Origin of the sequence: Streptomyces fradiae, from assembly GCF_041270065.1 — a bacterium.
Taxonomy (GTDB): domain Bacteria; phylum Actinomycetota; class Actinomycetes; order Streptomycetales; family Streptomycetaceae; genus Streptomyces.
In genome coordinates, this window is sequence record NZ_CP065958.1 from 4675440 (window position 1) to 4695705 (window position 20266).

General features: G+C 73.1%; 24 protein-coding genes. 14 read left to right on the forward strand and 10 right to left on the reverse strand.

What is annotated here, in order from left to right:
- Positions 1-110: 110 nt before the first annotated feature.
- Positions 111-1208 carry a helix-turn-helix domain-containing protein gene (locus JAO84_RS21450; protein WP_370414336.1) on the forward strand — a complete coding sequence of 366 codons (1098 nt, stop codon included), beginning with the start codon at positions 111-113 and terminating at the stop codon, positions 1206-1208.
- On the opposite strand, the gene JAO84_RS21455 is transcribed toward JAO84_RS21450, so the two are convergent.
- From JAO84_RS21455 to JAO84_RS21465, 3 genes are all read right to left on the reverse strand, one after another.
- Complete coding sequence (locus tag JAO84_RS21455; RefSeq protein ID WP_370414337.1) at positions 1195-2181, reverse strand: HEAT repeat domain-containing protein; 987 nt, start codon at positions 2179-2181, stop codon at positions 1195-1197. The genes JAO84_RS21450 and JAO84_RS21455 overlap by 14 nt on opposite strands.
- 187 nt (positions 2182-2368) lie before the next feature.
- Positions 2369-2569, reverse strand: a complete 201-nt coding sequence (locus tag JAO84_RS21460; protein WP_370414338.1) for a hypothetical protein — start codon at positions 2567-2569, stop codon at positions 2369-2371.
- Positions 2566-3231, reverse strand: a complete 666-nt coding sequence (locus JAO84_RS21465) for a hypothetical protein (protein ID WP_370414339.1) — start codon at positions 3229-3231, stop codon at positions 2566-2568. The genes JAO84_RS21460 and JAO84_RS21465 overlap by 4 nt, the downstream gene beginning before the upstream one ends.
- Before the next feature lie 145 nt (positions 3232-3376).
- Between JAO84_RS21465 and JAO84_RS21470 the strand changes: the two genes are divergently transcribed.
- From JAO84_RS21470 to JAO84_RS21480, 3 genes are all read left to right on the forward strand, one after another.
- The gene (locus JAO84_RS21470) at positions 3377-4195 is read left to right on the forward strand and encodes a barstar family protein (protein ID WP_370414340.1); all 819 of its coding nucleotides are present in this window, start codon (positions 3377-3379) and stop codon (positions 4193-4195) included.
- Between the two features lie 9 nt (positions 4196-4204).
- A complete protein-coding gene (locus JAO84_RS21475) occupies positions 4205-4657 on the forward strand; it encodes a hypothetical protein (RefSeq protein ID WP_370414341.1) in 453 nt (150 codons plus the stop codon).
- Between the two features lie 78 nt (positions 4658-4735).
- Complete coding sequence (locus tag JAO84_RS21480) at positions 4736-5530, forward strand: phosphotransferase family protein (protein WP_370414342.1); 795 nt, start codon at positions 4736-4738, stop codon at positions 5528-5530.
- A gap of 24 nt (positions 5531-5554) precedes the next feature.
- Here the strand turns inward: JAO84_RS21480 and JAO84_RS21485 are convergent, their stop codons facing one another.
- Together JAO84_RS21485 and JAO84_RS21490 are read right to left on the reverse strand one after the other, a co-directional pair.
- Positions 5555-6379 (reverse strand): helix-turn-helix domain-containing protein, encoded by an 825-nt coding sequence (locus JAO84_RS21485; protein ID WP_370414343.1) that lies wholly within the window; start codon positions 6377-6379, stop codon positions 5555-5557.
- Positions 6380-6652: 273 nt separating this feature from the next.
- Positions 6653-7051 carry an ATP-binding protein gene (locus JAO84_RS21490; protein WP_370414344.1) on the reverse strand — a complete coding sequence of 133 codons (399 nt, stop codon included), beginning with the start codon at positions 7049-7051 and terminating at the stop codon, positions 6653-6655.
- A gap of 143 nt (positions 7052-7194) precedes the next feature.
- On the opposite strand from JAO84_RS21490, the gene JAO84_RS21495 reads away from it, so the two are divergent.
- From JAO84_RS21495 to JAO84_RS21505, 3 genes are read left to right on the forward strand one after another with little or no spacing between them, the layout of a single operon-like run.
- Positions 7195-8061: a helix-turn-helix domain-containing protein gene (locus JAO84_RS21495; protein WP_370414345.1), complete on the forward strand. Its 867-nt coding sequence runs from the start codon at positions 7195-7197 to the stop codon at positions 8059-8061.
- Positions 8058-8255, forward strand: coding sequence for a DUF397 domain-containing protein (locus JAO84_RS21500; protein WP_370414346.1), 198 nt, complete (start codon positions 8058-8060; stop codon positions 8253-8255). Before JAO84_RS21495 ends, JAO84_RS21500 begins: the two co-directional genes overlap by 4 nt.
- Positions 8248-8841, forward strand: coding sequence for a histidine phosphatase family protein (locus JAO84_RS21505; RefSeq protein WP_370414347.1), 594 nt, complete (start codon positions 8248-8250; stop codon positions 8839-8841). Before JAO84_RS21500 ends, JAO84_RS21505 begins: the two co-directional genes overlap by 8 nt.
- A gap of 37 nt (positions 8842-8878) precedes the next feature.
- On the opposite strand, the gene JAO84_RS21510 is transcribed toward JAO84_RS21505, so the two are convergent.
- Entirely contained in the window at positions 8879-9421 is a 543-nt protein-coding gene (locus tag JAO84_RS21510; protein ID WP_370414348.1) for an EF-hand domain-containing protein, read from the reverse strand.
- A gap of 158 nt (positions 9422-9579) precedes the next feature.
- Here JAO84_RS21510 and JAO84_RS21515 point away from each other — a divergent pair, with 158 nt between their 5' ends.
- The 3 genes from JAO84_RS21515 (at position 9580) to JAO84_RS21525 (ending at position 12019) form a co-directional block, all read left to right on the forward strand.
- Positions 9580-10698: a hypothetical protein gene (locus tag JAO84_RS21515; RefSeq protein ID WP_370414349.1), complete on the forward strand. Its 1119-nt coding sequence runs from the start codon at positions 9580-9582 to the stop codon at positions 10696-10698.
- Between the two features lie 72 nt (positions 10699-10770).
- Positions 10771-11289: a DUF1203 domain-containing protein gene (locus JAO84_RS21520; protein ID WP_370414350.1), complete on the forward strand. Its 519-nt coding sequence runs from the start codon at positions 10771-10773 to the stop codon at positions 11287-11289.
- A 10-nt stretch (positions 11290-11299) separates the two neighbouring features.
- On the forward strand, positions 11300-12019 hold the full coding sequence (locus JAO84_RS21525; protein WP_370414351.1) for a DUF6882 domain-containing protein: 720 nt from the start codon (positions 11300-11302) through the stop codon (positions 12017-12019).
- Between the two features lie 25 nt (positions 12020-12044).
- On the opposite strand, the gene JAO84_RS21530 is transcribed toward JAO84_RS21525, so the two are convergent.
- The gene (locus tag JAO84_RS21530) at positions 12045-12497 is read right to left on the reverse strand and encodes a VOC family protein (RefSeq protein ID WP_265863946.1); all 453 of its coding nucleotides are present in this window, start codon (positions 12495-12497) and stop codon (positions 12045-12047) included.
- A gap of 93 nt (positions 12498-12590) precedes the next feature.
- Between JAO84_RS21530 and JAO84_RS21535 the strand changes: the two genes are divergently transcribed.
- Entirely contained in the window at positions 12591-12908 is a 318-nt protein-coding gene (locus JAO84_RS21535) for a DUF6401 family natural product biosynthesis protein (RefSeq protein ID WP_370414352.1), read from the forward strand.
- 643 nt (positions 12909-13551) lie between these two features.
- On the opposite strand, the gene JAO84_RS21540 is transcribed toward JAO84_RS21535, so the two are convergent.
- The 3 genes from JAO84_RS21540 to JAO84_RS21550 form a co-directional block, all read right to left on the reverse strand.
- Positions 13552-14391, reverse strand: coding sequence for a hypothetical protein (locus JAO84_RS21540; protein WP_370414353.1), 840 nt, complete (start codon positions 14389-14391; stop codon positions 13552-13554).
- 93 nt (positions 14392-14484) lie between these two features.
- A complete protein-coding gene (gene rarD, locus JAO84_RS21545; RefSeq protein ID WP_370416830.1) occupies positions 14485-15438 on the reverse strand; it encodes an EamA family transporter RarD in 954 nt (317 codons plus the stop codon).
- A gap of 198 nt (positions 15439-15636) precedes the next feature.
- Positions 15637-16503: an NAD(P)H-binding protein gene (locus JAO84_RS21550; protein ID WP_370414354.1), complete on the reverse strand. Its 867-nt coding sequence runs from the start codon at positions 16501-16503 to the stop codon at positions 15637-15639.
- Positions 16504-16602: 99 nt separating this feature from the next.
- Here JAO84_RS21550 and JAO84_RS21555 point away from each other — a divergent pair, with 99 nt between their 5' ends.
- From JAO84_RS21555 to JAO84_RS21565, 3 genes are all read left to right on the forward strand, one after another.
- Entirely contained in the window at positions 16603-17025 is a 423-nt protein-coding gene (locus tag JAO84_RS21555) for a winged helix-turn-helix transcriptional regulator (protein ID WP_370414355.1), read from the forward strand.
- Positions 17026-17100: 75 nt separating this feature from the next.
- Positions 17101-17943 (forward strand): hypothetical protein, encoded by an 843-nt coding sequence (locus tag JAO84_RS21560; RefSeq protein WP_370414356.1) that lies wholly within the window; start codon positions 17101-17103, stop codon positions 17941-17943.
- Entirely contained in the window at positions 17940-20264 is a 2325-nt protein-coding gene (locus tag JAO84_RS21565; RefSeq protein ID WP_370414357.1) for a bifunctional serine/threonine-protein kinase/ABC transporter substrate-binding protein, read from the forward strand. Before JAO84_RS21560 ends, JAO84_RS21565 begins: the two co-directional genes overlap by 4 nt.
- The last annotated feature ends 2 nt before the right edge of the window (positions 20265-20266 follow it).

Genomic DNA, 20266 nt, shown 5'->3' on the forward strand with positions numbered 1-20266 from the left:
TCCTCACGGCGGCCACGGCCGCCGGGCAGCCGCCGTCCGTCGCGTGTCCGGGGCCGGACGCGCACCGATCGGCGCCCCCGCCGGCCGGCCGCGGCTTCTATCCTTCCGGCATGGAGGCACTGGCCCTGCGCGTGTCCGGACTCGATCCGTACGTCGACGGAGCGATCCGCGTCGTCGCGTTCTACGACACCCTGATGCGCCGCCGCGTCGACCTTCCGGCCCTCGCGCGTGCCTCGGCTGGCCTGGCGGAGTGCGTCGCCGGCATCCGGCTGCACGGTTCGGGCCGGGCCATCCGGTTCTCGCCGCTGGGCACGGAGGCCCCGGCCCCGGCCCCTACCTCGGCCCCGACCTCGGCCCCGTCGCAGCCGGTGTCCCCCACGGCGCCGGTCCTCCTCGACGAGGAGGAGATCGGCACGGTGTGGCTGGAACGGGCGGGCGCGCCCCACCAGTTGGACGAGATCCTGCTCGACCGGCTCGCGATCGCGGTCGCGGCGGCCGTCGAGCGCTACGGCCCGACCCGTACCACCATGGCCGACCCGGCCCTCGTCGAACTGGCCGTCTCCGCCGGTACGGACGAGGTGGCCCGGGCCCGCGCGCTGCGGCTGCTCGGCTTCGCCGCCGGGGCGCCGCTGCACGTCGTCGCGGTGCGCTCGGCGGCCGTACCGCTCGACCGGGTCGGGGCCGGCATCTGCCCCGGCGGCCTGGTGAAGGCGGCGTCGCTCGCCGCGCCGTGCGAGGGGACGGGCGTGCTCCTTGCCACCGCCGTGGACCGGGACGGATTTCCCGAGGGGGTACGGGCGGGGCTCGCCCTCGCGGGGGCCGACGCGCTCGATGCGTCCTGGCACCGGGCGCGTACCGCGCTCCGCTTCACCTCGACCCGCGAACCGGTGCTGCACTACGCGCAGTTGGGCGCCCTCGCCCTCCTTGCCGAGGTCCCGGACGCGGTGGCCCGCGCCAACCCCGACGTGGCCGCCCTGGCCCGGCTCGCCGGCAACGGCAACCCGGAGGACCTGGAGACCCTGGACGCCTACTGCGCCACCGGCTCCCTCCGCCGCGCCGCCGACCTGCTGCACCTCCACCACAGCAGCGTCTCGCGCCGCCTCGACCACCTGTCCCGCGCCCTTGGCCTGGACCTGACCGACCCGACGGGCCTGACGCGGGCGCGGCTGGCCTTGACGGCGTGGCGGCTGCTGCCTACTCCTGGGTGAGCACGGCCACGGTCTCGCGCACCCGCTCGTCCGGGTCGTCGGCCAGCACCCGCAGCAGGGCCTCCGCCTCGGGCGTCTCGCGGCGCACCAGGCCCTCGACCACGATGTCGCGGACGTCGGGGTCGGGGTCGCCGGCCAGGTCGGTCAGCAGGGCGTCGGCGCCGGGGGTGTCGCGGTACGCGATGCTCTCGGCCACGGCTTGTCGTACGGCCGCGTCGGCCGCGTCGTCGGCCAACTCCCGCAGCAGCGCGTCCACTCCGGGCGTCGACCAGCGCGCCACCGCCCGGGCGAGCTCCTGCCGTACGCCCGCGTCCGGATGCCCGGCGAGCCGCGCGAGCCGGGCCACCGGGCCGCGCCTGCGGAGCCGGTACCAGCGCAGCGTCTCGCACAACGCGGCTGTGTCGTCGCGGAGTTCGGCCCGGTCGAGCCGGGCGAGCAGCAGGCGGGACGCCGGCGCGGGACCGTACTCCGGGAGCGCGCGCCGTTCCCGCGTCCGCCGCGCGTTGTACCCGCCGGGCACCTGGCAGGCGTCGCAGGGGCAGGGCGCGGTGCCGTGCGCGTCGGGCATGTACCGCCAGCCGTTGACCTGCCGCACCTCCCGCACGTACCGGATCTCCCCGCGCCCCACCGCGCGCGGCAGAAACACCTCCCACCCCCGCGCGTCCTCCAGCCCCCGTATCCGCCGCACGGCCCCGGCCGCCGTCGTCACCTCGGGCTCCCGCTCCCCGTACCGCCCGACGCTCACCGCCTCCTCGTCCGGCAGCCGTACGTGCACGGCGACGATCCCCCGCGGCCCGGGCCGCCGGGCCAGCTCGCGCAGCCACTGGTGGGTGAGCGCGTACGACTCCACCACGGGAAACATGTACACCCCGCGCCCCGACTTCGCCCCGGGCCCGGGCCCGTGGGCCTTGATCCCGCTGCGCCGGATGCGGGTGGCGTGGACGGCGGGGGTGAGATGCACGAAGGTCGCCATGCGGCGATGCTAGGTGAGGGACTTGACCGCCGCGTGCATGCGCAAGGACCCCCACGAGCGGCCGCCCCTCGGTGACGTCCTCGCCCACCCGACCTCCCTGCGCTCCTCCGGCCACAAGTAGACGTTCCGATGACCGACGGCGACGTGGGCGGACAGGTCCTTCTCGGGCCGCAGCCCGTCCGCCCGGCTAGCCCGCCAGAGCCGCCATCCACAGGTAGACGACCGCGAGCACCGCGCCCGTGCCGATCGCGAGGGCGGCGATCAGTGCGCAGCCGAGAGTCCCGGTCGTCGTGGCGATCGCCGTCCAGGCGAAGCGGGTTACGCGGTCGGCGCGCCGGACGGCGTCCTCGCAGGCGCGGTCGTCGTACCAGGCGTCGCGATCGTTCACGGCTGCTCGCCGGTGCAGGTGTAAAAGTCGCAGCGGTAGACGTGGACGACTCCGGGGAGGTCGGCGATCTCGTCCCTCAGGTCGCTCTCGGTCCGGCCGCGAGTGAAGGTCTCCGGCATGTTCACGTCGACGACCGGTTGCCCGGCGCGCTCGTAGACCTGCACATCGGTGGCGCCGTAGTCCCACAGCCGCTCCGTGCTCTGGTTGAACTGCGGGTCGCGGGCGCGGTCCATGGAGTCCACGGTGGCGCGGAAGTAGGGCGGCGGTTCGTTGTCGGGGTCGACCTGGTTCATCTGATGGAGGCTCAGGGCGAGAGCCGCCGCGGCGACGAGGGGCGTGATCGCGGAGAACCAGGGCCCCGGCCGGCTGCCGCTGCCGGGTCCCACGAAGGCCGCGATCACCAGGATCAGGGCGGCCGGTACGAACAGGAACATGCCGATCACGGCGCCCACCAACGTCCACACCAGCAGGCCGAGCCCGGTGACGAGGCAGACCCGGGCGCAGATCTTCGGGCTCTCCGCCATCGGCAGCGGCAGGAGGGTCACCACCGCCGTGACCAGGAACAACCCGCCCAGGAGCGGCGCTGCCACCAGCCCCAGAAGGGCGGTGAGCCCCGCCACCACGACCCCCGCGACGACCCACCCCCGCTGCCGGGTGGACACTCTCCGACCTTCCTCCATCGTCCTTCCCCCCCCCCCTCACGATTGAACGCGTTCAAGTCATCTTGAACGCGTTCAAGGTAGCACTCGGCGGTGCCGAGAGGGAGTCGGATGGCGTCGATAGGATCGAGGCCCAGGGAGTGGTGTGATGAAGACATCGAGGCGGGGCGGCGAGGGCTGGACGTACGCGCTGACCGCGGACGAGGACGACGCCGACTTCTGGGGCTTCGCCCGCGACGCCGAAGGGCTGTTCACCCCGCTGCCGGATACGCCGTCGGACACGGAGGAGGGCGCACGTCGCGTGCGCCTCGTGGGCTGCCGAGCGCAGGGCGGTCTCCTGAAGAGCCTGGCTCACGTCGGCGGCCGTCGCGCCGTGGCGGGGAACGCCTGGGTCGAGCTCCTCGACGCCGAGGGCGTCACCATGGGCTCGTACTTCGTCAACGACGTCACGTTGACCGACGTCCAGCCCTCCGCCCACGGCGCCGATCTCGTCGACCTGACGACGACGCTTTGGTGCGAGAACGCCCTGCCCGGCGCGGACGCCATCTGGGACCTGGTCCGCACGGGGCGGCTGAACCGCACCGGCATGTGGCACGGTCTCGCCCCCGAGGGGCGACGCGCGTGGCTGTCGGTGGCACTGTGGTCCCACACGTACCGACGCCGGGGAAAGCCCGACGCGCCCGCGGGGCAGACGTTCACCCTGGACGGCCGGCACGTCGTCGACCGCGACAGCTTCTACTGCGCGATCGGCGAGGCCGTCAACGGGCCCGGCGGGTACTTCGGGTGGAACCTCGACGCGCTGGATGACTGCCTGAGGGGCGGTTGGGGTGCCGCCGCTCCCTTCACCCTGCTGTGGGACTCCTCCGCCCGGGCGAGGGAGCGGTGGGCTGAGTACGACGCCGGGCTGTTCGACGAGCTCCGGGAGATCTTCGAGGAGCGGGGCGTGAGCGTCGTCCTTCGGCGGTAGCCTGCCCGCGTGGCGGGGACCTGGGATGAGCAGCAACTGATCGCGGACGGCTTCGAGCGGGTGTACGCCGAGTCGGACTGGTACGACGGACCGCGCGCCGGCCTTGCCGACATCGGCGGGAGGCCGCACTACTTCCAGAGCGACGAGTACGACCACGCCGACGAGGCCGATCAATACCAGGTCTGGCCCGCGAGCGAGGCCGCGGTGGGGCTGGAACGCGAGCAATGGGCGATCTTCGCCAGGTGGAACGAGCGTAGTGAGGCCGGTGAGGTCGGTCCGGAGAGTCATCCGGGCCGCGGCGGGATCGACGCCCGTTACGACGAACTGGAGCAGCTGCTTGCCCCGCACCGCCAGGCGCCGGACGACACGCGGCGGTTGGTGGGCGAGTTGCGGTTCGTTGAAGGGGCCCGCTACCGGGTCGATGGGCTCGACTACTGGATGCGGTGGCGCTCGAGCAGGTAGCGGGACGTGGTCGGCTTGTGTCATCGCGGGCGATAACTCCGGCGACGTCGGCGATCGCCACCGGGATACTCGTCACCCATGGATGAGGTCGAGGTCGTCGTCGCCCATTCCGAGCGCGCGACCCTGCGCGTCGGCGACGTGTTCCTGAAGGTGGACGCCGATCAGGCGCGTATCGACGTCGAGGTCGAGGCGATGTCTCGCGCGCCGGTCCCGACCCCGGAGGTCCTGTGGCGCAAGCCGCCCGTGCTCGCGATCGCCGCACTCCCGGGGGCGCCGCTCGGGCGCCTCGGCGGGGCGTCGAGCGGGGCGTCGACCGGACCGTCGAGCGGGTCGTCGGCGGCGTGGGCCGCGGCGGGTGCCGCCATCCGTACGCTGCACGACGCGCCGCTGCCGCCCTGGCCGGGCCGGGCAGGCCGGAGCAGCGTCGCGCTGGCGGCGGAACTCGACGCCGAGTGCGAGTTGCTCGTGACCAGGGGCCTCCTCCCCGCCGACCTGGTCACCCGTAACCGCCGGGTCGCCCAGGCCGCGCTCCGGCCGTGGACTCCGGCGTTCACGCACGGCGACCTGCAGATCGCGCACGTCTTCGTCGAAGGCGACGAGGTGACGGGCATCATCGACTGGTCCGAGGCGGGCCAGGGCGATCCCCTGTACGACCTCGCCACCTTCACGCTCGGACACGAGGAGCGCCTCGACGACGTCCTCGCCGGCTACGGCCAAGGCCACGGCTACGGCCACGGCACCGAGGTCGACCTCGACGTGATCCGCGCGTGGTGGGCGTTGCGGAGCCTGCTGGCGGTTCGCTGGCTGATCGAGCACGGCTTCGACCCCTTCGCACCGGGCTGCGAGGTCGACGTGCTGAAGTCCCGGATGTGAGACGCCCATCGCGGTCGGGCTTTCTCAGGCGGCCGGTGCCTCTGCCGGGCGGCAGTCGCGGCAATGGCCGGGGGCGGGGGAGCGGAAGGCGCGGTCGCAGGTGTCGCAGTTCTGGAGGGGGATGGGGGCGGCGGCTGCCGGTTTGGTGGGGAGGCGGGGTGGGAGGAGGGCCGTGAGGCGGTGGGTGAGGAGGCCGGCCGGGTGGGCGAGGTCGGCGGGGAGGTTCGCGGAGAGGGTGCGGCGGATGGCGTCGGGGCGGGCGCCCCGGTCGAGCCAGGCCGTGACCCCTGGTGCCAGGCGCTCGATGTCGCGCTCGGAGAGCAGCAGCCGGGGGTCGTGGACGCGCAGGCCCGCGAGGAGTTCCGCGGCGGCGCGGTGGCGTTCCGCGAGCGGGATCGGGGGCGGCGGCGGAGCCGGGCGCGGAGCCGGGCTCGGAGCCGGAGGTGCGGGCTTCTCCCGTACGGGCGGCGGGGACGGGGGCCGGGGCGGCGTCTTGCGTACGGGCTCGGGCTCAGCCCCCGGCCGGTTGTACGAGACCGTACGGTGCACGAACCGCCCGTCCGGCAGCCGCTCCCTGAAGCGCTTCAGATAGCCGACGGCCTCCAGCTCCCGCATGGCGCGGGCGATGCACAGCTCGCTGTTCGGACACTGGGCGGCGATCGCCTTGATTCCGACGGAGGCCCCGGCGGGCAGCGACTCGAGGTAGAGCGCCAGCCCCCGCGCCTGCAGGGAGAGCTTGCGGTGCTGGGCGAGATCGTTGCCGACCACCACATAGCGCGTGGTGAGCCGGACATTGACGTGAATGAGCCCGGAGGCGCGCGAGGGCGCGCTAGGGTGCTTGAAAGCCATCGGGAAGGTACTGCTTCCTCGTTGGTCAGGCCCTCGATCGGGATGCCAGTCCCGGCCGGGGGCCGACGTATGTCTGGAGTTGTCGCGGCGAGCATATGCCAGGCAACCGGCAACAAATCCAGTCCAGTTGGCCCAAGTCACCCATGTGAGTGATGGTGGGTGAGGGGGAGGCTGGAGGGGTTGGGTCAGGGATTTCCCCGGGATTAAAACCCTTACGTCGTGGGTCACCGCGACGCGGGCGTCCACGACGTGGTCGCCACGACGGGGCGCCGCTTACAGCAGGGCCAGCTCCGCCCACACCGTCTTGCGCGGTACGGGACCGAGCCGTACGCCCCACTCCCGCGCGAGCCCCTCCACGATCCGCAGCCCGCACCCCGCCGCCGCGACGGGCAGCCGGTCACCCCGCGTGTCGGTGACCTCGACACGGAGAGTGCCCGTGAGCACGAAGAGCCCGAGTCGAAAGTCCCGGCCGGGCACGCGGCCGTGCGTGACGGCGTTCGCGGCGAGCTCGGCGACGATCTGGGCGGCGGGCTCCGTGAGGTGGTCAAGGCCCCAGGAACGCAGCTGCTCGACGGCGAGCAGCCGGGCGAGACGGGCGCCGCGCGGGGTGGCGGAGAGCTGAATTCCGAATTGGCGTACGGACGCCACGAGTTGGGTGGGTTCCTGATTCATGTCACCCAGCGTGGCGGGATGTGCTTACGCTGCCCATCGAACATGCCCTTACGTACGGTTACTGTCTTGAGACTGTCCGGTCGTGTCTCGACTGTCTCGGACCGCGCTCCGGGTAGAGGGCCGCCACGAGGAGGTGGGCACGCATGAGCGTGGACGAGGTGGACGGTGCGGTCGTCGAGGACGCGGGCTGGGAGGTCGATCCCGGCGACGAGCCGGCCAAGGCCGTCTTGGCCACGGTCGGACGCCAGCTCAGGACCTGGCGGGAGGCCAAGGGCCTACGCGTGGCCGAGTTCGGCGAACTGACCGGTTATGGCGAGGACATGATCCGGAAGCTGGAGCGCGGCGAGCGCATCCCCCGCCCGGAGTTCCTGGACAGGGCAGACACCGTGCTGGGAGCGGGCGGGGTCATTCGGGCCCTGAAGGAGGACGTCATGGAGGTCCGCTACCCGAAGAAGCTGCGGAGCCTGGCGAAGATGGAAGCTCGGGCGGTGGAGTTCTGCATGTACAGCAACTACAGCATGCATGGACTTCTGCAGACCGAGGAGTTCTCGCGAGCGCTGCTCAGGACGCGGCGCCCCGCCTACGGCCCGGCTGAACTTGAGCGGCACGTGACGTCCCGTGTGGCACGTCAAGCAGTGCTGGATCGCATGCCGGGGCCAGAGTTCAGTTTCGTCCAGGAAGAGGTGACGCTGCGGCGCCCCATCGGGGGCAAGATGGTGCTGCGTGGCCAGCTCGAACATCTGCTGGGGGTCGGTGACTTGCCCAACGTCGAGATCCAGGTGATGCCAACCGAGCGAGCCGATCACCCCGGCTCGGGCGGGATGATCGAGCTGCTCAAGTTCGGGGACGGCACTGCCGTGGGGCGCTCCGAGGGTCTCTTCAACGGCCGCCCGGTCTCCGACCTCAAACAGCTTCGGATCTTGGAGCTGCGCCATGGCATTATCCGGGCTCAGGCCCTCACTCCGGGGGAGTCGCGGGCCTTCATCGAGCGACTGCTGGGAGAGACATGATCCGCAAGGCCGAGTTGGCGTGGTTCAAGAGCAGCTACAGCAGTAACAGCGAAGGCGATGACTGCGTCGAGGTCGCCACCACCCCCGGCACCGTCCACGTCCGCGACTCCAAGGTCGCCGAAGGCGCCCGACTCGCCTTCGGCGTCGGCGCATGGGCCGGGTTCGTCGCCCACGCGTCGCGCGACCATGGGTGAGCTCATCCTGATCCGGCACGGGCAGACCGAGTGGAGTCTCTCGGGCCGGCACGCCGGCCGCACCGACGTGCCGCTGACCGCCGCCGGGGAGGCCGCCGCCAGGGCGCTGGGGCCGAGGTTGGCGTCGCGGCGGCTCGGCGCCGTGTTCAGCAGTCCGTTGGGCCGGGCCATGCGGACGGCCGAGCTGGCCGGGCTGACGGGCGTCAAGCCCGATCCGGATCTGTTGGAGTGGGACTACGGCGGCTACGAGGGGCTGACCGCCGAGCAGATCAGGGAGTTGAAGCCCGGGTGGGATCTGTGGCGGGACGGGGTCGTTCCCGGGGACGCCGATCACCCCGGGGAGGAGCTCCAGCAGGTGGCCGCGCGGGTGGACGCGGTCCTGGGCCGCGTCCGTACGCTCCTGCGCGCGGGCGACGGAGACGTCGCCGTCGTCGCGCACGGGCATCTCACCCGCGTGCTCACCGTGCGCTGGCTCGGTCTCGACGCCGCCGAGAGCCGGATGTTCGGGCACCCGCACCCCGGCAGCCTCAGCTTCCTGGCCGAGGAGGACGGGCAGCCGTACGTCTCCGCCTGGAACGTCCCGTAGCCAAGCCGGGCGCACGGGCACCTACCGGGTTACGTGATCAGACGCGGCCGTAGAACAGGCTGCCCGGCGCGTCCGGGTCGTTCGAGTAGAAGTGCTCGCGGGTCGCGCGGATGAACTCCTGGCGGGAGATCGAGCCGTCCCCGTCCGTGTCCAGTCGGTGGAACGCCTCCATCGCGTCGGGCGAGTCGGTCTTCCACACGTCCTTCAGGAGGCGGGCGAACTCGTCCCGACTGATCTCGTTGTCGCCGTTGACGTCGACGACGTCGAAGATCGCGTGGGCGGAGCCCTCGACCACGTTGAGGCGGCTGGTGTCGACGGCCGCCAGCCGGCTGGCGGTGACGAACTCGTCCTTGGTGAGGCGGTCCCCCTGCACGCCCGAGTGACGCAGCAGTTCCATCCAGTTCATCTGCTGGCTGGCGACGAGCGCCCTGGCCCGGTACTCGTTCTTGTCGAGCTTGTACGCCGCGATGTAGCGGTCGGCGAGGCTCTGGTAGTCCGACCAGTCCAGGTAGCCGTCGCCGTTGGCGTCCTTGCTGTCGAACTCGCGCTCAAGCTTGGTGGTGATGACGTCCGTGGTCATGGGGCGTCGTGTCCTTCCGTGCCGTGATCTTGTCGTGCGGGCCTGCTCAGCCTGCTGCAGGAGATCGATCCGGAATAGGGAATTCCGCGGAATCCACTCGTTCCGGTGATCACGGACCGCGTCCATTCACGCGACGCCGCTGGCCTACGCTGCCCCGCGTGGACATAGACCTCGGCAACGGCATCGTCGGCGCGATCCTCGGCGTCGTCTTCGCGACGCTCTTCCAACAGTGGACCCAGGACGTGTGGTTCAGGATTCGGCGGCGGTCGGCCGGGGCGGTACGGAGCTTCACGTACCGGCGAGCGCAGAGCGGCGGGGGCGGGCCGGTGGCGTGGTCGACGTTCGCGATCGGGCCGCTGCACACCTCCGCGCTGCTCGTCGAGGGGGACGGGGACCAGGCCATCGCGCCCGAGTCCGTACACGTGCAGGTCCTGGAGGGCGAGGTGCGGCTGCCGGAGGGGATGGAGCCGTGGAGGGAGGAGATCGAGGCGGAGGAGCGCCGGGCCGCCGAGGCGGGGGAGCGGGCGCCGGTGTGGAACGGACCGCGGTACGCCGTCGAGTCCGTCGAGGTGTCCCGTACCGCGCTCGACGAACGGCCCGAGGTGCACCTGCGGCTGCGGCCCACCGACTACTTCACCTTCCTCGCCGCCCAGCAGCTCGACCGCCGCCTGCCCGACGGCACCACCCCGCGCGGCCGCTACCTCGACCCGGCCGACCCCCTCGCCGCGCCCGACTTCCTGCAGTGCAGCTTCGGCGCGAACATCGCCGTCGTCACCGCCGACCACCTCCTCGTGGTCACCCGCCGCAGCAACCGGGTACGGGTCGGCTCCGGGGTCTGGAACTCCTCCGTCAACGAGGGCCTGGCCCGCCACATCGACTCCGCCGGCCGCAACGCGCCCGATCTGCACGCCGTCGCCCGGCGCGGCATGCGGGAGGAGCTGTCGCTCGAACCCCACGAGTACACCCTGGAGTTGCTCGCCTTCGCCCTCGACGTCGAGCGGCGCCAGTGGTGCGCCCACTTCTACGCCCGCCTGAAGGACCTGACCGGCGACGGCCTGCGCGAGCGGATGAGCCGCGGCGTCGCGGACCGCTGGGAGCACCAGCACATCGCGTACGTGCCCTTCCGCACAGCCGACGTCACCCGCTTCATGCTCGCCCCCGAACGCCTCCACCACTGGGCCCCGGTCGCCCCGTCCCTGTTCCACCTCGCGCTCGTCCACGTCCACGGGCGTGCGTCCGTGGAACGGGCCGAGGCGCAGGTCGTCCGGAGGCTGTGACGCCGGCTCCCCGCCAGCTACGCGTCCGAATACCGCCAGCGGGCGACGTCGCACCAGCGTGACCCTGGTGCCATGACCACTACCACGTACACCGCACTCGCCATCCCCTCCGCCGCCCTCGCCCAGCTCCGCTCCGTCGACGACGCCGGGCGCCCCTGCCGGGCCTTCACGGCCGACGGCGACGCCGCCGGAAGCCCGCTGCGCTGCTGTCTGCGTGCCGCGCGGGCCGGGGAGCGGATCGCGCTCGTGTCGTACGCGCCGCTGCGGCGGTGGGCGGCCGGGAGCGAGGCCGAGCCCGGGGCGTACGACGAGCAGGGGCCCGTGTTCATCCACGCCGAGGAGTGCGGCGGGCCGGACCCGGCGCATCGGGCGTACCCCTTCGACCGGCCCGGCGCGCTGCGGACCCTGCGGCGGTACGACGCCGGCGGGCGGATCGTCGGCGGGCGGCTGTTCGAGATCCCGGAGGCGGCCACGGCCGGGTTCGACCGGGCGTTCGCGGAGGCGTTCGCCGATCCGGGGGTCGCGCTCGTGCACGTACGGGCCGTGGAGTACGGCTGCTTCCACTTCGAGGTGCGACGCGACTCCCTCTAGGGTCGACCGCATGGTCGATTCCTTCAGTTCGTTCAGTGACGCGTTTCTGTTCGAGGCCGAGCGCCATGCCGCCTGGGGCGCCGCCCAGTTGGAGGCCCTGATGGGCTTCCTGCCCGAGGGGGAGTGGTCGGCCGACCTGGAGGCCTGCCGCTACCAGCAGGGCGGGGTCGAGCTGCGAGTCGGCGTCCTCGGGACGTACGACATGAACGACCGGTCCTGGATGTGGGGTTGGGCCAACCCCGGACTTCGCGGCCGGGAGGTGGCCGCGCTCGCCGGGGCGGTCGAGCGGTACGGGCGGGCGCACGGCATCCCCGAACTCACCGCGGAGGTCCTCGACCTGAGCGGCTTCGAGGACCCGCGGCGGGCCGCCGAGACGCTGGCCTTCGCCGGGATGGGCGTCGCCGAGGCGCCCGGCTACATCGGCGCGCCCGCCGGCCCCACCACCCAGGTCTACTTCCTGCCCGACGACCCCCAGGTCCCGCGCCCCGCCCTCGACCCGATCGCCCTGCCGCGCGTGCTGCTCACCGGCGCCGGCCTGATCGGCCACTCGGCCCGCCATGTCGTCGAGGGCTACCTCGACCACCACGGCGCCCCGTACCGCGCCGAGCCCGCCCGAATCGTCGCCGACCTTCCGGGCGGCGCCGGCACGGCCGACATCACCTTCGACTCCCTCGGCCGCATCGCGGGCGTGGAGATGAAGGTCCTGCCGAAGGACCCGCGGACCCTTTAGCCGTCGCCCGGCCGGTCAGCTTGGCTTACTGCACGCAGAACTCGTTGCCCTCCGGGTCCTCCATCACCGTCCAGGAACCGCCCTGCTCCGCGACCTCCCGCAGCACCTTCGCGCCCAGGCCGGTGAGCCGGGCGACCTCCGCGTCGCGGGTGCCCTTCGGGGGGTGGAGGTCGAGGTGGAGGCGGTTCTTGACGGTCTTCGGCTCGGGCACGCGCTGGAAGAGGATGCGGTGCCCGAGGCCGGTGTCGGTGTCCGGGTCGAACGGGTCGTCCGGGTGCCGTACGGCCGCGAGGTCGCGCCAGGCGAGCCGGCCCCGGACGGTGAGCGTGGCCTCGGCGGGGGCCGCGCCCGCGTCGAGGAGCCGGGTGATGAGGGGGCTGTGGTCCTCCTCGTGGTAGGCGAGGGCGGCGGCCCAGAACGCGGCCTGGGCGTGCGGGTCCGCCGCGTCGATGACGAGCTTCCAGTGGAGTGCGGTCATCGTCCCTTTATAGGCGCGGCCACTGACATCGGCCCCTCGTGCTGCGACGAAGGTCACGGCCGGAATCCGCCCGCGCGCGCGTAATGTAAAGGAATGAACGATTCGCCCGACTGCCCCCTGGTCGGTGTCGCCGCTACGTACATGCCCCGGCTCTCGGAGTTCGGCTTCGAGCCGGGGCTGGTGGCCGCCGTCGATCAGCACGCGGCGGCCGTGTGCGACGCCCTGATCCCCGCCCAGCGCGGCCCCCGCCCGCGCACCGTGCGCCGCGAGGAACTCGCCGACTACGTCCTCGGGTTCACCGACTGGCTGACCGAGGTCGACTGGATCGAACCGATCGGCCACGACTTCGCCACCCTGCGGCTGACCGCCGTCTGCTGGCTGATCCGCGAGCACGACCTGCTGGCGGCGTAGCCGCCGGGCCGGCCGGGGCCGGCGGGAGCGGGTCCGGGAGCTGATTGCCGCCCGGCGCCCGACCTCGCCCGATTGCCGTCCGGCTGACCGCCACGGTCCGGGGCCGGCCGGTCCCGGACCGGTGCCTGCTCGCTGTCGGCCGAGGCCGGTGGACACCGGGCCCGAGCCCCGACCGTGCTCGATCGCCATCCGCCCGCGCCCGGCGAACGCCCATCCGCCACCTGTGCCCGGCCGACCCGGGGCCGGTGGGGGAAACCGAGCCCGGCCCGCCGTTCGGCGGCACTCGGCCGCCAGGCCGACCTCCGGTCCGGCCGACCTGGTCCGTCGGCGGACCGCTGTCCGGCTGCGGCCCGGTCCATCAGCGCCCGGCCCGGCCGACCTCCGGCCCGGCCGCCCCGGTCCATCAGCGCCCGGTCTGGCCGACCTCCGGTCTGGCCGACCTGGTCCGTCGCGGACCGTCGTCCGGCGGCGCTCGGTCGCTGTCCGGCTGGCGGCTCGGTCCATCAGCTTCCGGGACGGCCGACCTCCGGTCTGGCCGACCCGGTCCGTCGCGGACCACCGTCCGGCTGCGGCCCGGCTCATCAGCCCCGGACCGGCCGACCCGGTCCGGCGGCGGACCGCCCCCGTACCCCGCCCAGCGTCCTCACCCCATCCGCGGCGGCGGCTCCTCGCCCCCACCCTGCTCGCCCCGAGCGCCGCGCTCGCGGCGCTCCATGCCCTGCCGCTCCTGGGCGGAGGGGAGGCCGCGCTGGGCGTCCTCGCGGCCCTGCTGGTAGGCGGAGATCTGGTCCTTGGCGCGGGCGGTCTCGGTCTCGGCGGTCGAGAGCCAGCGCTCCCAGCGGGAGCGCATCGGGGTGATCATGCCGCCGCCGACACCGACGATCACGACGCCCGCGATGGTCGCGAGCACGGCGGTGAGCAGCGGGCCGGTGATCGCGGTGGCGATGCCGGCCTGGCCGAGCGCGGCGATCACGCCGAGCGCCACGATGAAGGCCCAGATCGCCGTGGCGACGACCTTGCCGTACGACATCTGGGCGAGCGCCCCGCCCACGATGTCCCGGACGGCGCGGGCGATGGCCATCGCCACGACCACGATGACGCAGGCGACGATCGCCCGGGGCAGCCAGGCCACGATGCCGTTGATCATGACGCTGACCGGGTTGGGGCCGAAGACCCCGAAGGCCAGCTGCAGGGCGATCAGCAGGATCGCGTAGTAGAGGATCTTGACGATGATGCCGGTGGCGTCGTACTTCGAGCCCTTCAGCGTGTTCGCGACACCGCTGCGTTCGGCCATCCGCTCGAAGCCGACGCGGCGCAGCAGACGGTCCGCGACGCGGGCGATGAGCTTCGCGACGAACCAGCCGATGAGCAGGATCGCGAGGAAGCCGATGAACTTCGGGATGAACTCGGCGATCGCCGACCAGGCGTCCGTGAATCCTTGGCCGAAGTCCACCGAGAGGGCGAGGGGGAGGGGGTGCGTCATGGCACGGTCTCTCTTCGGAGAGGCGACGGGCCCGCCCGGGGGCGCGCCCCTTGACTCCCGACGTAACACCGCCCCCGCGGCCCTCGCGCGCGGTCAGCGGCCGGGCTGCGCCGATGGGGTGGAAAGCGCCTCCGGAGGGGCCGCCACGGTCGCTGCGGTCTCCACGTTCGCCATGGCCGCGGCCTCCGCCTCCGCCTTCGCCGCCTCCACCGCCGCCCGGCTGCGGCGCGCCGTGCGCAGGGCGTCCCAGCTGAGGATCGTCAGGGCCAGCCACACCAGCGAGAAGCCCGCCCAGCGCTCCGCCGGCATCGCCTCGTGGAAGTAGGCGACGCCGAGCAGGAACTGGAAGACCGGCGCCAGGTACTGCAGCAGGCCGAGCGTGGAGAGCGGGACGCGGATCGCGGCGGCGCCGAAGCAGATCAGCGGGATCGCGGTCACCAGGCCGGTCGCGGCGAGCAGCGCCGCGTGCCCGGCGCCGTGCGCGCCGAAGGCCAGGGAACCGGAATTGCCCAGCCACAGCAGATAGCCGAGCGCGGGCAGGAACTGCACGGCGGTCTCGGCGGCGAGCGATTCCAGGCCGCCGATGTTCACCTGCTTCTTCACCAGGCCGTAGAGCGCGAAGGAGAAGGCGAGGGTGAGCGAGACCCACGGCGGGCGCCCGGCGCCGACCGCGAGGACGACCACGGCGGCGAAGCCGACCCCGACCGCCACCCACTGCGCCCGGCGCAGCCGCTCCTTCAGGACGAGGACGCCGAGGGCGATGGTGACGAGCGGGTTGATGAAGTAGCCGAGGGAGGCCTCGACGACCCGGCCGTCGTTGACGGCCCAGATGTAGACGCCCCAGTTGACGCTGATCACGGTCGCGGCGACGGTGATGAGCGCGAGCTTGCGCGGGCTGCGCACCAGCTCGCGTATCCAGCCCCAGCGGCGCAGCGCGAGCAGCGCGAGGCCGACGACCGCGAGCGACCAGACCATCCGGTGGGCCAGGATCTCGACCGCGCCGGCCGGCTTGACCAGCGGCCAGAAGAGCGGGACCAGACCCCACATGCCGTAGGCGCCGATCCCGTAGAGCAGTCCCGCTCGTGCCTCGTTCTTCTTCGTCTCCACCGGACCTCCCGCTCCGTCGGCCCTGCGCCGCGCATACCTGACGAAGGTAGCGCCGAGCAGGGCCGGCTGTCATGCCCGTATCGCCATACGGTCCTGACCGATCAAGAAGACCTGTGACGAGGAGGGTGACGCGGCCTCCTACGAAGCCGCCAGCGCCGCCTTGATCGTCTCGGCGATCGGCGTGGTCGGGCGGCCGATGAGGCGGGACAGGTCGTTCCCGCGGGCGGCGAGGGCGCCGCGCGCGACGGCCGCGTCGACGTCGACCAGGATCTCGGCGAAGGGCTGCGGCAGGCCGGCGCCGAGCAGGATCTCCAGGTGGGCCGCGGCCGGCACGTCGGAGTGGACGATCGCCTTGCCGGAGTGCCGGGCGACCTCCGCCGCGTACTCGGCGAAGGACCACGACACGTCGCCGCTCAGCTCGTACGCCCGGCCGGTGTGCTCGTCGAGCGGGCCGGTGAGTACGGCGGCGGCCGCGGCGGCGTAGTCGGCGCGGGTGGCGGAGGCGATCCGCCCCTCGCCGGCGTTGGCGACGACGGCGCCGTGGGCGAGCACGGGCGCGAGGTTCTCGGTGTAGTTCTCCGTGTACCAGCCGTTGCGCAGGAAGGTGTACGGCAGGCCGGAGTCGAGGACCGCCTGCTCGGTCGCCTTGTGCTCGTCGGCGAGCCGGAAGTCGGCGTCCGGGCCGCCGAGGACGCCGGTGTACGCGAGCTGGGCGACGCCGGCGGCCTTGGCGGCGCTGATCACGGCGGTGTGCTGCGGCACCCGCTGCCCGACCTCGCTGCCGGAGATCAGCAGCACCCGGTCCCCGGCGGCGAAGGCCCCGGCCAGCGTCTGGGGCCGGGAGTAGTCGGCGATCCGCAGCTCGACCCCGCGCTCGGCCAGGTCGGCGGCCTTCGCCTTGTCGCGGACGACGGCCACGACGTTCCCGGCGGGCTCGGTGGCGAGGAGGGCGTCGATGACGAGGCGGCCGAGCTTTCCGGTGGCTCCGGTGACGACGATGCTCATGGGGGTCTCTTCCTTCACTCCGGCGTTGGTTGGTGGCGTACTCACCGTAAGTCGGGCGCTAACCATTCGTAAGTACCCACTTTGAAGTAAGGTACTGGTATGCCGGTAAGTGGAGAGCCCTCGAAGAGCGAGAAGAAGCCCGACATCAACGATGCGATGTGTCCCTCGCGCCTCGTCCTGGAGCACGTCACCAGCCGCTGGGGCGTCCTGATCCTGATCGCCCTGCTCGACCGCTCCTACCGCTTCAGCGAACTGCGCCGGAAGATCGGCGGGGTCAGCGAGAAGATGCTCACCCAGACCCTCCAGACCCTGGAGCGCGACGGCTTCGTGCACCGCGCCGCCCAGCCGGTCATCCCGCCCCGCGTCGACTACAGCCTCACCCCGCTCGGCGCCGAGGCCGCCCGCCTGATCGCGGAGCTCGGTCGCTGGACCGAGCAGCGGCTCGGTGCCGTGGAGGAGGCCCGCGAGCGCTACGACGAGCGGCGCGCGGAGTCCCGCCGGGCGCAGGCGATGTCTCAATGATCCTGTTTCCAGGGCTTGTTGGTGCCCCGCGTCGTACGATCTGCTGACCATGTGATGTGTGGGGGCGGGGGAATCGTGGCGCACACGAGGCGAAGACTGCTGCGCGCCGCCGGTGCCTGGGCGGCTGGAGCCGTCCTGTTACTGGCGGGCTGTTCGGGCGGTACGGACAAGGACACGGGTACGGAGACGGGCGCGGCCCCGCCCGGCAAGGCCTCCACGTCCCCGGCCTCCGCCAAGCCGTCGGCCACCCCCACCCCCACCCCCACCCCCACCCGCCCCGACACCCTCGACCCCCGGCGCGCGCCCCGCACCGCCGCCGACGCCCAGAAGCTCGCGCTCGCGGTCGTGGCCGGCCCCGACGCCTGGGGCCCCGACTACGAGAAGCGCTCCCCGTACCTCAGCCCGGCCGGCTACTGGCCGGTCCTCGGCGCCGAGTGCGTCTGGGACACCGGCGGCCTGCCCCGCTCCGTGCTCGCCAGCGCCACCGCCTACAGCGAGATCCCGGCCGCCGGCGGCAAGGGCACGCTGCGGGTCGCCGCCACCGTCACCATCCACCGGACCGACTCCGACGCCGACTGGGAGATGGCCGAGACCCTGGAGGAGGCGCTGCGCTGCCCGGACCAGGAGCTGCGCCAGGGTGAACGCATCACCGGCCTCACGTCGCTCGGCACCGAGTACGGCGTCAACGGCAACACCAGCACGACCGACCTCCTCCTCGAGCGCGGCTCGTACGTCAGCGACGCCGTCAAGGGACCGCAGTTCTACACCTGGATGCAGACCCGCGTCGGCCAGGTCACGTTCGCCACGGTCGTCAAGGGAGCCCCCGGCCACACCGAGGCGGAGACCAACGACGCCCAGGTCCGGGCCAACGTCATCATGCAGGACCGCCTCAAGAAGCAGTGGGGAGCCCAGTCGTGAGCCCTGCGGCCCAGCCCGGCCCCCAGCCTGCCCCCACCCCCCAGCCCGGCGCGCTCCAGCCGCTCCACTCCTCCGACCCGTCGTCGATCGCCGGGTACCGCCTCCTCGGGCGGCTCGGCGCCGGTGGCATGGGCGTGGTCTACCTCGGGCGCACCGACACCGGCGAACTCGCCGCAGTGAAGGTCACCCACGCCGACCACGCCGACGAGTCCCACGGGGCCGACGACGCCGACTTCCGGGCCCGCTTCCGCCGCGAGGTGGCGGCCGCGCGCCGGGTGGTCAGCCCCTGGGCCGTGCCGGTCATCGGCGCCGACCCCGACGCGCCGGAGCCGTGGCTGGCCACCGCCTTCGTGCCCGGCCCGTCCCTCGGCGAGGCCGTCCGCGCGCACGGGCCGCTGGCCGAGCGGAGCGTACGGATCCTCGGCGGCGCCGTCGCCCGCGCGCTCGCCGCCGTCCACGCGGCCGGGCTCGTGCACCGGGACGTGAAGCCCGGCAACGTGCTGCTCGCCGTCGACGGCCCGCGCCTCATCGACTTCGGCATCGCCCGGGCCACCGGCGAGACCGGGCTGACCTCCACCGACATGGTCGTCGGCACCCCCGGCTTCCTCGCCCCCGAGCAGGCCGAGGCCCGCGCCGCCGAGATCGGGCCCGCCGCCGACGTCTTCGCCCTCGGCTGTCTGCTCGCCTTCGCCGCCACCGGCCGCCCGCCGTTCGGTACGGGCTCCCTGGACGCGCTCCTGTACCGCACCGTGCACGACGAGCCCGAACTCGCCGACGTACCAGCCGCGTTGCTCGGCCTCGTACAACGGTGTCTGGCCAAACGGCCCGGCGAGCGGCCCACCGCGGAGGAGATCGCCGGGGAGCTCACCGAGGACGCCCCCGGCGCCCCCGCCGACTGGCTGCCCGCGCCCGTCGTCGCCACCATCGCCGCCCGCTCGGCGGCCATGCTGGCGCTCCCCGACATCGACCCGACCGCACCCGGCACGGGCCCGGCGGGCCCCGACGCCCCGCCGGGGCCCGGCAGGCGCCGCTTCCTGCTGCTCGCCGGTGGCGCCGGTACGGCTCTGCTCGCGGCGGGCGGCGGAGCGTACGCCGTGCTCAGGCAGCACGAAGACACCGACGGGAAGCACCCCGCACCCGGGCCCCGCACCACCTGGTCCATCGGCGTCCTCGCCGACCTCTCCGGCCCCGCCCGGGAGATCGGCCGGGCCCAGGAGCGCGGCGCCCGGCTCGCCGTCGAGCGGTTCAACGCCGAGCACCAGGGCAAGCCCTTCACCCTCGAACTCAAGGTCTCCGACGACCGCGGGGACAGCGCCGGCGCCCTCGCCGCCGCCCGCCGGCTCACCTCCGACCCCTCCGTGCTCGCCGTGCTCGGCCCCACCTCCGACGACACCGGCATCGCCGCGCTCCCCGCCTTCCAGGAGGCCGGCGTGCCGCTGCTCACCGTCTCGGCGGGCTACAACCGTTTCACCGTGGACGGGGGCGGCCCGCCCAACTCGACCGTGCTGCGCGCCATCCCGAACCACTTCATGGCGGGCACCTATCTCGCCTGGTCCGCGACGCTGCTGCCGCGGATCCGCCGCCCCGGCGTCCTCCAGGAACGCACCGACTCCCAGTACAGCTGGCAGTACACCAAGGGCGTCGGCTTCGGCTTCGAGTACGCCGGCATCACGCCGCACTACCGGGTGGTCCCCGGCCGGGCCGTCGACTACCGCCGGATCATCGGCGAGATGACCGACGCCGGCATCGACGCGTACGTCCACAACGGCGTCCGCTCCACCGCCGTGCTCGCCGCCCGCGCGCTCGACCAACTCGGCTTCACCGGGCCCCGGTTCGCCGGCCAGCACGTCTTCGGGACGGCATTCCTGAAGGAGGCCGGACCCGCCGCCGAGGGCTGGTTCGTCTGCGCGCCCGTCGTCGACCCCGTCCGGCGGGCCGCCGACCCCAAGGAGAAGCCCGCCGACCGCAGGCGCACCCAGGACTTCCTCGACGCCCACAGTAAGCGCTACGGCACCACCCCGGCCTTCTACACCGGCGAGGCCTACGACGTGGTGAACCTGACCACGACCTGGCTCGCCACGAGCGCCGCCAAGAGCCCGCCCACCCGCAAGGGCCTGTGGCAGGCCCTGCGCAAGCAGAAGTACACCGGCGCCATGGGCGGCTACCGGTTCGGCGACAACGGCGAGCTGACCGGCGTCGGCACCTTCCTGTACGGCGTGCAGAACGGGGCCTACAAGTACCTCGGCCCCGCACCCGCGGACGTCAAAACGCCCACCGGCAAGCCCACGCCCACCAAGACCGACACGTCCAAGAAGGCCTGAGC